At 37.6% G+C, this 12384-nt stretch carries 7 protein-coding genes; 2 read left to right on the top strand and 5 right to left on the bottom strand.

What is annotated here, in order from left to right; translation table 11 throughout:
* Positions 1-50 precede the first annotated feature (50 nt).
* Positions 51-1796, top strand: a complete 1746-nt coding sequence (locus AC6F75_RS04905) for an agmatine deiminase family protein (protein WP_500713830.1) — start codon at positions 51-53, stop codon at positions 1794-1796.
* On the opposite strand, the gene AC6F75_RS04900 is transcribed toward AC6F75_RS04905, so the two are convergent.
* From AC6F75_RS04900 to AC6F75_RS04880, 5 genes are all read right to left on the bottom strand, one after another.
* The gene (locus AC6F75_RS04900) at positions 1785-2297 is read right to left on the bottom strand and encodes an adenine phosphoribosyltransferase (protein ID WP_500713829.1); all 513 of its coding nucleotides are present in this window, start codon (positions 2295-2297) and stop codon (positions 1785-1787) included. The two genes, AC6F75_RS04905 and AC6F75_RS04900, sit on opposite strands and share 12 nt — an antisense overlap.
* Positions 2298-2452: 155 nt before the next feature.
* Positions 2453-3868 carry a T9SS type A sorting domain-containing protein gene (locus tag AC6F75_RS04895; RefSeq protein WP_500713828.1) on the bottom strand — a complete coding sequence of 472 codons (1416 nt, stop codon included), beginning with the start codon at positions 3866-3868 and terminating at the stop codon, positions 2453-2455.
* 434 nt (positions 3869-4302) lie between these two features.
* Entirely contained in the window at positions 4303-5223 is a 921-nt protein-coding gene (locus AC6F75_RS04890) for a zinc-binding dehydrogenase (protein ID WP_500713827.1), read from the bottom strand.
* A 485-nt stretch (positions 5224-5708) separates the two neighbouring features.
* Complete coding sequence (locus tag AC6F75_RS04885) at positions 5709-6194, bottom strand: cupin domain-containing protein (protein ID WP_500713826.1); 486 nt, start codon at positions 6192-6194, stop codon at positions 5709-5711.
* An 820-nt stretch (positions 6195-7014) separates the two neighbouring features.
* Positions 7015-7215, bottom strand: a complete 201-nt coding sequence (locus AC6F75_RS04880; protein ID WP_500713825.1) for a hypothetical protein — start codon at positions 7213-7215, stop codon at positions 7015-7017.
* Between the two features lie 354 nt (positions 7216-7569).
* Between AC6F75_RS04880 and AC6F75_RS04875 the strand changes: the two genes are divergently transcribed.
* On the top strand, positions 7570-12384 hold the full coding sequence (locus tag AC6F75_RS04875; protein WP_500713824.1) for a RecQ family ATP-dependent DNA helicase: 4815 nt from the start codon (positions 7570-7572) through the stop codon (positions 12382-12384).

The following is a 12384-nucleotide window of genomic DNA, read 5'->3' as shown; positions in this document are numbered from 1 at the left end:
CTATGTGACCAAAAATGCACTTGACTAAAAATATTCCATTTTAATATCCTATGAAAAAGTTTCTACCCGTTTTTTTATTTTCAATTATTTTTTGTTTTACAATTCAATTGAATGCACAGCAGGAACACTTTTTGCCCAAAGGCTTAACTGAGCATGAAAAAAGTATTGTTGCCGATTTTCAATTTAAAAGCAATAAAATTTCCCCGCCACCAACCCTGCCTGTAAGAACTGCGGCAGAGTGGGAGGAAATTGAATATCTCGTCATTCGCTGGACCAGTACATTTCAGGACATTTTACTTCAGGTTGTTCAGGCCGCGGTTGAAGAGTGCAAGGTTTTGATCACTACTGAAAACCAAAGCACTGTTCAAAGTTTTTTGAGTTCAAATGGAGTTGATATGACAAAAGTGGAATTCTTAAATGCTCCCAGTAACACGATTTGGATTCGCGACTATGCCGGAAACACGGTTTATACCAACGATGTAGAGGACAGGGCACTAGTAGACTGGATTTATAACAGGCCCAGGCCTCTGGACAATGATATGCCCGTTGCTCATGCAAATTATGTGAACGTGCCTATTTACAGAACCAATTCCGGCACAAACGATTTGGTCAATACAGGAGGGAATTTTATGACAGACGGCTTGGGAACCGCTTTTGCTTCAAAGCTTGTTCTGCAGGAAAATCAGGCAGGAAATCCTTATGGTGTTTCTGTAAAAACCGAAGCTCAAATAGATGACATTATGCTAAATTATATGGGAATTTCAAATTATATCAAACTGGATCAAGTTCCGTGGGACGTCATCGATCATATTGATATGCAAATGAAACTGCTTGATGAGCAAACAATTTTAGTGAGCAGATATCCACCCGGAGTGGCTGATGGCCCTCAAATTGAAGCCAACATAAACTATATCACCTCAAATTATCAAACCCCTTTTGGAACCGATTACAAAATTGCCTGGATTGATGCTCCACCAAGTGCATCAGGATTGTATCCCGATAACGGAGGCCATTACCGAACCTATACAAATTCAGTTTTCGTTAACGGAACAATGATTGTTCCCACTTACCGACCAGATGTTGACGGACCGGCACTGGATTACTACCAGGAATTACTCCCCGGCTACAACATAGTTGGGATTGATGTGGACAATTCCGGTCAAAACCTTATTTCTCAAGGCGGAGCCATTCACTGTATTACGCATGCCATTGGTGTGCCTGACCCCCTTTGGATAGTTCATCAACCACTGGAAGAAGTAAATACTACTGTAGACATTTCTGTTGACGCTATGATTAAACACAATTCAGGAATTGACCAAGTGAAAGTATTCTGGAGAGAGGTGGGTGACACAGTCTTTGAAGAAACCGCTATGAGTTTTGACGTGGATGACAATTGGACATCGTCATTAACAGTACCAACAAATGCCACAAGTATTGAGTATTACATTTGGGCTGAAGCCAATTCCGGAAAAACAATGACACGACCCATAGTTGCACCTGATGGTTACTGGACGTTTGACATTACCAATTTATCTGTGGTGGACTGGGCTCAGAACAATATTGTTGGACCTTATCCAAACCCGGCGACAAACGAGGTGTCATTTAACCTGAACAACATTCATGGCGAAATAAACATCACCATTCACAATGTGTTGGGTCAAAAGCTTTTTGAAAATACCCTTGAAACCGGAAACGGAAAAATAACCTTAAACCTGAACCCCGATTGGAAAGGGACACTTTTTGTGACTTTTTCAGGAGAATTTGGCAGCGTGCATAAAAAGGTTTTAAAATTTTAAAACCGATTGCACATCATAACCGGCTATTTTTTGCCTTCCGTTAAGGAATTCCAGTTCCATTAAAAAACTACACTGTACAATCTTGCCACCCAGGTGCTCTATGAGTTCGCAGGCAGCTTTTGCAGTTCCTCCCGTTGCCAGCACATCGTCGTGCAGTAAAACCAAATCGCCTTTCTCAATGGCGTCTTCGTGCATTTCAATATGGTCATCACCATATTCCAAGGCATAACTGCGACTGATGATTTTATGGGGCAATTTGCCAGGTTTCCTTATCGGAACAAAGCCGGCATTGAGCTTTTGAGCCATAAGCGTTGCAAAGAAAAAACCGCGGGATTCTATACCAACCACCTTATCTATTTTTCGGTCGCCCAGCATTTCCAACAGTTGATCCAAACAGGCCGAAGTTGCCTCGGGGCTGTTGAGCAGGGGAGTGATGTCTTTAAAAACAATCCCGGGTTTGGGAAAGTCGTTGATGGTGCGGATGTATTTTTCCAGTTGCATAGGTATGATTTTGACGAAGCATAAAGTTAAAAAATAAAACTTTAAGTAAACTGACGGGAATCATTTACAAACAAAAAAACAACGTATTCAAGAATGAAGTTGTAATAGCAACTGAGATAGGAATATAAAATACCCTTTTTACTCAATATTGTGTATTAATTCTTCACTATCAATTTTTTGTGAGCTACACTTCCATTGTTTTCTATTTTCAAAATGTAGATGCCGCTCACAAGGTTTGTAGTGGTTATTGATGAATTGTTATTGGTGTTTTTAAAAGTGGAAATCAATTTACCCGTCATATCAATAACAGTCACTGTTGAACCATCAGGAATGTTGTTGATGGTAACAAGGTCATTTGCAGGATTGGGAGAAATGGTTACGTTTTTTATGTTGTTTCCAAAATCAACACTCGATAAAGTTTCACCACTTAGTCGCGCGATACGATTTATGGGGGTTCCGTCATAATTTATGAAATTGCCACCAATGATAATGTTCCCATCGTTTTGAATGGTGGCGGTGACAATATTTCCATTTGCTCCTAACCCGGCATTAAAAGAGGCATCCAAAGTGCCATTTTGATTCAGACGGGCAATACGATTTATAGCTGTACCATTATAGAGGGTAAAATCACCACCAATTATGATCTTTCCGTCGTTTTGTTTCGCAATCTTTATAATGGCGTTATTTGCGCCTGTTGTATAGTCGAAAGTGGCGTCAAGTGAACCATCGGGATTTAATCGGGCGATATGATTTCTGGAATTTCCATCATAATTGATAAATCTACCCCCAATAATGATTTTTCCATCGTCCTGTGCCAAAATATTTAAAACAGTATTATCTGCCCCTGATCCCGGGTCAAATGTAGTATCCAGTGAACCGTCTTGATTTAAGCGTGCGATACTTTTTCTTGCAATTCCATGATAAGAAGAAATATTACCTCCAATTAAAATTTTATCATCGTTTTGAATTTTGAGGTCAAGAATACTTCCCGTTACTCCTGTTCCAAAGAAAGAGGGATCAAGAGAGCCGTCAGGATTTAATCGGGCGAGATTATTTTTTGGTGTACCATCATAAGCAGTAAAGAACCCTCCGATTATAATTTTTCCATCGCTTTGAAGAGCAATGCTATAAACATGGCCACTTGCTCCTGATCCGGGGTCAAATGTTGTATCCAGTGAACCGTCAGGATTTAATCGCGCAATACTATTTCTGGGTGTTCCATTGTATGATGTAAAAAAGCCTGCGACAAGTATTTTGCCGTCGTCCAGAATAATTAATTTATATAGAAGACCACTTCCGTTTATATCAAATCCCGAATTAAAAGAGGTGTCAAGAGTGCCATTTTGATTCAGGCGTGCTATTCTGAATCTGGTTATTCCATTGTAAGCAGTGAAGCCGCCACCAATTATAATTTTACCATCGCTTTGAACAGCGCTTGTAGTTACCGTAGCATTTGCACCCGAACCTACGTAAAAATTGAAGTCCAACGAACCGGGTTGGGCAAAACCGGTGCCACAGAGTAATATAAAAAGTACACTAATAGTCAGGGTTAAGCAGGTAATTTTTTTCATGTTAGTTTAATTAGTGGGTGTGAATAATTTGGGTTTGTAAAATTTTCAGGTTGCTTGAGCGGGCTAATATTATTGCCCAAGGACAATTTACAACCTCTAAACTTATGATTTTTTAAATGTAAGATAATTTTCTTACATACTCAGTCGGTAAACATAATTGGATTTTTTATTTCAGAAGTTGTAAATTTTAGCAATATGAATTTTGAAATTATTTTTCAAAAACACAAAATTTTGGATAAACTCCTTTTATAATAAAGAGCCTTTATATAATGGTCTTTTTTTATTAATATGGGTGTATGTTTTTACCCAGTCTTAAAGATGGTTTGATCAACACCTCTTTCAAAAAAAACTACAGGAATGACTCCCAGCGAATTTAATAAAGTGGGTGCGTACTTCTAACTTCGTACTTCTAACTTCGTACTTAATACTCAATACTATTTCATCCTCAAAACAACGTTCCCCTTTTTCCTTCCGGTATCTACATAACGGTGTGCTTCTACCACTTGGTCCATTGGAAAGGTCTTGTCAATGACTGCTTTAAGTTTGCCACTTTCATAAAGGGTTTTAAGAAATTCTAACTGTTCTTGAGATTCTGAAGCAATCTCTAATCCCAGAACAGATTTATATACGCCTTTTTCTGCCAAGTGACTTTTGAATTGTTTTTTAGTGGTTTTACCCACGGCGTCCACGATAATATCAAAGGGTTCGGATTGTTTGCTTATGTCTTCTTTGTCATAAAGGATGATTTTGGTGACACCCAAACTTTCCACCAATGGCTTACCGTCAGAACTGCAAATGGCTGTAATATCCCCATTGTAGTATTGCGCAATTTGTATGGCCGCAGTCCCGACTGAGCCTGTAGCGCCTATAATCAATACTTTGGGGTTTGTCTTGCGTTTTATATGGGCTTTCTCTAAAAAATAGATGGCAGATTGCCCGCCAAAAATCAATGAAGCTGCTTCTTCAAAAGAGGCGTTTTTCGGCATCAGAGCCATGATGCTTTTTTCTTTAACAGCAATGTATTCTGCATAGGTTCCAAAATTAAAACCGGTCATTCCAAATACGTTATCACCTTTTTTAAATTTTGATACTTTAGAACCAACATCTTCTACAATGCCCGAATACACGAGACCTAAAATGGGTTTTCTGGGTTTTGAAAACCCTAAAACCAGGCGCATCACTATTTTCATGAATAATCCCCCAACCACAAGCCCCCTTACCCTTGCATCACCGGAATTTACAGTGGTAGCCATTATTCTGACCAGAATTTCATTGTCTTTAGCAACAGGTTTGGGAACTTCCCTGATTTTTAAGACTTCAGGGGGGCCGTATTTAGTACAAATAACTGCTTTCATAGATACTTAGAATTTATAACAAAAATGCAGACCGGGTTTTCCGAAAAAGTATTTGGACCACTAATATACTATATGACTATTCAAGTCCTGATTTGTTACAATGTTTGTGGGGTCTTCATTTCGCAGATTCGCAAAAGAAGCTGTATGCTGTAAGCTAATTGCTGGCAGCTGTATGCTGAAAGGGCTTTTACCGTAACGGATTGATATAAGCATTTATAAAGCTCTTTGCGCCCCCTTTGCGGTTTATATTTGCGAACTTTGCGTGAAACTCATCAATGCGCATTTCACGCAAACCTGCTTGCCGGCGGGCAGGGGCGCAAAGCACCTCAAAGAAGCAGTAAAAAAATCTTAGTACTTAATACTACAATAGTTTACAGGTTATTTTACTTAACCTTTAATTCAAATGGATAATACTAAAAAAGAATACATTTAAAATAAAAAAGGTTGCCTAATGTTTTTAGACAACCTCAGATTATAGGTTCTACTCATTTTTTATTTCGAGGATCATCTGCACTGTTGACATAATTTATGCCCCAGGGTCCAATACCGTGCAGTTGTATTACAGAAGGCTCTGTGGTATAAGCATAATGTCTGAAACCAATAGGCATCACAGCAAATCCACCTACTTCCAGCCGGGTGCCTTTGTTTTTATCCAGTTTATCCCCTGCTCCCATATAAAAGCTTCCTTCAAGAACTGTTACATGTTCAACAGCCGGATGCCAATGTGCAGGTATCTCATAATTGGCTGGCATCTGAATGCGGGCGGTAAAGGGACCGGCTTTAGAAAGGTCTCCTTCAATGACAATAAATTTTGCTCCGGGTGGCAAAGAAGAGGGGCCCTCCATCCATTCAAGTTGGTGGTTATTGATCATAATGTGTTCTCCCTTCATTTCTCCATGTTCCTGGGAATAGACTGTAAAAACAGCAACAAACATAGATAGCATCAATGCAAATAGTTTCGGTGTTTTCATAATGTTTTATTTTAAGGGTTAGTATTTACAAGGTTAAAATTTATATTAAAAACATCTGTTGAGCATATTTTTTAATGAAAACGCTAAAACAAGCCGATCCTTTTCTTCATTTAGCCCCCCCAAAAAATATTTAATATAGTCTATAAAAACAGCAATAGGCTTTGTGAAGACTGGGGAAAGGTTTGAAATTTATGATTTAAGAAAAACTAAATTAAGAAAAAATAATAAAATCTTAAAATAATAATGTTAAAATTAATCGGTCAGAATAGACATTAGGAAAATTTGAAAGAGGTAATATTAACCCAAGATATGGGGCGGGGATCTTGAAATTCAATTGCAAAAAATAAAATTATATCCAAATTTAAAAGCTCAGCAGTGTGTGCATACTCTTGTGCGGCACCTCGTCGCTCGTTCCTCGCTCTGTCGGTGTGACAAAGGAGTGGAGTTGGCGTGACAACCCCCCCCCTTTTTTGTCATTCCGAAGCGTTAAAAAAATGTCTTGAGGACATTTTTAGCGAAGGGGCCAGCTGGCGTGCGGGCAAGAGGAGGAAGTAAAAATCCTTGAGATTCCAAATCAATAATTCAATATATTAAGGTGATGGGGTTTCCAAATTATTAACTCATTGAAGAACCTTTATTTTTACGCCGTAACGAACGAAATTTTTAGGAACGCTTTCGTCAGCCCAGGTCCCGCACTTGTTGCGGGATTTGTTTCTACGTCACCCTTGTCGAAGGGTTGCGCGATGCAAATCGACGAAGGAGATTCACGAAAACCTATGAAAAACAATAACAAGGTCTTGAGTAAAAAAGAAAGAGAAGGTTACTCCCTCAAAAACCCTTTCGCCTCACCACCGCTCAGCAGCACATAAAAATACTTCCCGTCATAATACTTGCGCTCAATTTTATAGGATTGTAAAACGTCTTCATCTTTTTCTTTCGCGCTAAACGAGCTAAAAATAAGAATACTTTGCAAAGCAATTACCACCATTAACAGCGGGACCAAGAACCGTGGATTTTTCATAATACATTTATTTTAGGTTTTCTGAATTTATACAAGAATAATACCGCTATGATAAGAGTTGGAAGGTAAAATCATTTTGCTGCTTAATCAATTCCAACGTTTTTCTCTTGTATTTTATATAAATTAAATAATTAAGTTAAAAATGAGAGGTTTTTTTATCTTTGAAATCAAGAGGTTATGTAAAAATTTATTGGAATGAAAATTTAATTTCTATAATGCAAGTTACAAAAGCCTTCTATTTTTCTTATCAGTGAAATTGTAAAAATTGCTTAATCGATTGAACCTCATTATAATTTCAATTGAATACAGCGATTATATTAAGATAAACAAATGAATAACCTGGTTTACTGATACATGAATTCAATTGCATTTGTTGATACCGAGATTGAGCCAAAGAGCAGAAAGATTCTTGACATAGGAAGTGTCAAGGGTGATGGAAGTTCTTTTCACAAACCTTCAATTGCTGAATTTGTTCAGTTTTTAAACGGTACAGAGTTTATTTGTGGACATAATATTCTCAATCATGACATTAAATACATAGCAAAAGCACTAAATGAAGCAAGTGTAAACGCAACAAACATAATTGACACTTTATACCTTTCACCACTTCTTTTCCCGACTAAACCCTATCATAGTTTATTAAAAGATGACAAATTACAATCAGAAGACGTAAACAACCCTTTGAATGACTCAATTAAAGCAAAGGATTTATTTTATGATGAAGTTACGGCTTTCAATCAAGCAGACGAATCCCTAAAACAAATTTTCTATTTGTTGTTGCATGATAAGAAGGAATTCCATTCTTTTTTTCAGTTCATTGCATATTCAAGTGCTATCACCGATACTGAAAAACTGATAAGGCAAAGCTTTAAACATGAAATTTGTGAAAACGCTGATTTAAATAAAATTATCTTAGAGCATCCAATCCAATTGGCTTACGCTTTATCTCTCGTACACTCTTCTATCAAACACAAAAAGATAAATTCAATTACACCGCCCTGGGTATTGAAAAACTATCCTGAAGTGGAACGAATCATGTTCCTGTTGCGAAATAAACCTTGTGTTACCGGATGTGAGTATTGCGACAACTCATTAGACGCACATAAAGGACTGAAGCGTTTTTTTGGATTTGATTCATTCAGGACTTATGGAGACGAACCACTTCAAGAGCAGGCTGTAAAAGCAGCCATAGACAACAAATCTCTCCTTGCGGTTTTTCCTACCGGAGGAGGAAAGTCAGTTACTTTTCAAGTTCCTGCATTGATGAGTGGTGAAACATCCAAGGGTTTGACAGTGGTAATTTCACCATTGCAGTCACTGATGAAGGACCAGGTAGATAACCTTGAAAAATCAGGAATCACTGAAGCGGTCACAATCAATGGACTACTTGATCCCATTGAAAGGGCAAAATCATATGAAAGAGTAGAAGACGGCTCAGCATCAATTCTTTATATCTCACCCGAATCATTGCGTTCTAAAACAATTGAGCGCTTGATTTTGGGAAGAAAAATAGTTCGTTTTGTAATTGATGAGGCACACTGTTTTTCATCCTGGGGGCAGGATTTTAGAGTTGATTATTTATACATAGGTGATTTTATAAAGTCCATTCAGGCAAAGAAAAATTTGGAAGATGGAATCCCGGTTTCCTGTTTTACTGCAACAGCAAAGCAAAAAGTCATTGAAGATATTCGAGAATATTTCAAAGAAAAGCTATCACTGGATCTTGAGCTTTTCACTTCCAAAGTATCCAGAACAAACCTTCATTACAAGGTTTTTGAAAAAGGAAACGAAGAAGAAAAATATCAGGCAGTAAGAGACCTAATAGAAGAAAAAAACTGCCCGACAATCATTTATGTTTCCAGGACACGAAAGGCTTATTTACTTGCTGAGCGATTAACTCAGGATGGTTTTAATGCAAGACCTTATCATGGTAAGATGGATGTGAAAGAAAAAACGGCCAATCAAAATGATTTTATTTCCGGTGAGGTTCCCATTATGGTTGCTACATCTGCTTTTGGTATGGGTGTGGATAAGAAAGATATAGGACTGGTGATTCACTTTGAAATTTCAGACTCACTTGAAAACTATATTCAGGAAGCAGGTAGGGCAGGACGGGATTCAGCTATTTCTGCAGATTGTTTTGTGTTGTTTAATGAAGATGATCTCAATAAGCACTTTATTTTATTAAATCAAACAAAACTTTCCATTAAAGAGATTCAACAGATTTGGAAGGCAATCAAAGAAATTACCAGATTTCGTTTATCTGTTTCAAATTCGGCTTTGGAAATTGCACGGAAAGCCGGATGGGACGACAATGTAGTTGAAATAGAAACAAGGGTAACCACTGCAATCGCTGCTTTGGAGGATGCAGGCTATTTGAAACGCGGGCAAAACATGCCAAGGGTTTTTGCCAATAGCATCCTCTCAAAAACTGCTCAGGAAGCCATTGACAAAATTAAAGCATCTGAAAGATTTGAGGAAAAACAAAAGGAAAAGGGAGTCAGGATTTTAAAGAAACTGTTTTCAAGCAAAAGCAGAAAACAAACAAATGAAGAGCCAGCCGAATCAAGAATAGATTATATCAGTGACCATTTGGGTATTGTAAAAGAAGAAGTCATAAATATTGTAAATCTGCTTCGCGAAGAAAAAATTCTGGCTGATGCTAAAGATTTAACAGCCTTTATCAATAAAGGGGTAAGCATAAATCGCTCCCTAAATATTGTTGAAATTTATTGTAAGATTGAAAATTTCTTGCTCCCATTAATGGAAGAGCAGGAAAAAACCTTTCACATAAAAGAATTGAATGAGGAAGCTGAGGAGCATGGATGTGAAGGTGTGACGCCCGGCAAAATTAAAACCGTCTTTAACTTTTGGGCAATTAAAAATTGGGTTAAGCGACAAAACTTAGCTTATTCAAAAAATCACGTTGCGGTGCTATCACTTCACCCTATTGAAACTCTGAAAGGGAAATTAGAAAACCGCCATGAGTTGGCAAGGTTTTTTATTGAGTATCTGTACAAAAAAATTAATTTGAGTATATCGGCTGATGATGCGGGTAAAGAAGAGGTATTGGTTGAGTTTTCAGTTCATGAATTGAAAGATGCTTTTGAAAATTCAATTGCAAGTTTTGGAAAGAAAATCTCAATTGAAGATGTAGAAGATACCTTGTTTTATTTGTCTAAAATAGAAGCCATCAAGATTGAAGGAGGCTTTCTGGTTGTTTACAACCGGCTGACCATTGAAAGGGTTGAACAGGACAATTATAAAAGATATACCAAGGATGATTATCAACGCCTGAATCAATTTTACGAAAACAAAGTGCAGCAAATTCATATTGTTGGTGAATATGCAAAGAAAATGATAAGCGATTACAAGGAAGCATTGCAATTTGTTGAGGATTATTTTCAGTTAAACTACAGTTCATTTCTTAAAAAATACTTTCCGGGAAGCAAGGTTGATGAACTAAGACTTAAAATGACCCCCGGGAAATTCAAACAACTTTTTGGCGAATTATCGCCGGCACAATTAAAAATCATCAAAGACAATGAAACAAAATACATTGCTGTGGCAGCCGGCCCCGGTAGTGGCAAGACCAGGGTTTTGGTGCATAAACTTGCCTCCTTGCTCTTGATGGAAGACGTAAAGCACGAACAATTGCTCATGGTCACATTTTCAAGAGCTGCTGCAACAGAATTCAAAAAGCGCTTGCTAAAACTTATTGGTAATGCCGCCGGATACACAGAGATAAAAACCTTCCACTCTTATTGTTTTGACTTGTTGGGCAAGGTGGGGAGTTTGGAGAAATCTGAGCTCATCTTGAAAAAAACAGTTGAGAAAATTAAAAATAAGGAAGTTGAAATAAGCCGAATTACCAAAACAGTTTTGGTGATTGACGAAGCACAGGATATGGATGAGGACGAGTTCAACCTGATTAAAGTTTTGATGGAACAGAACGAGGAAATGAGAGTAATTGCTGTTGGAGATGATGATCAGAACATTTATGAATTCAGAGGGGCTAGTTCTAAATACCTGGAACAGTTTATTCAGGTCAACAAAGCCACAAAGCATGAGTTGGTTGAGAATTTTAGAAGCAAAAGCAACCTTGTCGATTTTACAAATCAGTTTGTAAAGAGTATTAGACATCGTTTAAAAGATTCTCCTATTATAGCCCGGCAAACTGATATTGGAAAAATAAAATTGGTTCGGTATCAAGAAGGAAATCTAATCACGCCTCTTGTAAATGACATTCTCAAAACAGGGCTTACCGGAACTACCTGTGTGTTGACTAAGACAAATGAGGAAGCTTTACAAATTACAGGATTGCTCCTAAAACAAGGGATGCAAGCGAAATTGATTCAAACAAATGATGGTTTTAGTTTGTATAATCTTTTAGAAATAAGATACTTTTTAAACCGGTTGGATTTAGGTGATGATGTTTTTATCATTAATGACGAGCAATGGGACAATGCAAAAAGGGAGTTGCAAAACAAGTATAGAGGAAGCACGATGATGGAAGTCTGTAACAACCTCATCAAAGAATTTGAAGCGACCAACCCCCTAAGGAAATACAAATCTGATTTGGAAGTTTTCATTCGGGAATCCCGATTGGAAGATTTCTATACTGACAGGGGAGAAACCATTTTTGTTTCAACCATTCACAAAGCAAAAGGAAAAGAATTTGACAATGTATTCCTGATGCTTGATAAGTTTAATCCTTCAAAAGATGAAGCAAAGCGACGACTTTATGTAGCTATGACCAGGGCAAAACAAAACCTGACCATTCACCTGAACGGAAACTACCTCAACACTATCACAGCAGAAAATTTAGAGCGTGTTGAAGACAGCCAGGTGTACTTGCCTCCAAGTGAAATGGCAATACACCTGACATACAAAGACATTTGGCTGGACTATTTTATACACAGACAGTCTTTGGTTTCTAACCTTAAAAGCGGGGACGTTCTGCAATTAAATGGTGATGAATGCCTAAACTCAAAAGGGCAATCGGTTTTAAAATTTTCAAAGCAATTTTTATTGCAAATGGAATTATTAAAAGAGAAAAATTACAAACTGAAAAGCGCTAAGGTCAACTTTATGGTTTATTGGCTAAAAGAGGAAGCAGAACAAGAGTTTAAAATTATTTTGCCTGAACTTTCCTTTGAAAAACTATGA

This window comes from Planktosalinus sp. (assembly GCF_059864935.1).
This window is presented reverse-complemented; position numbering and strand designations above follow the sequence as displayed.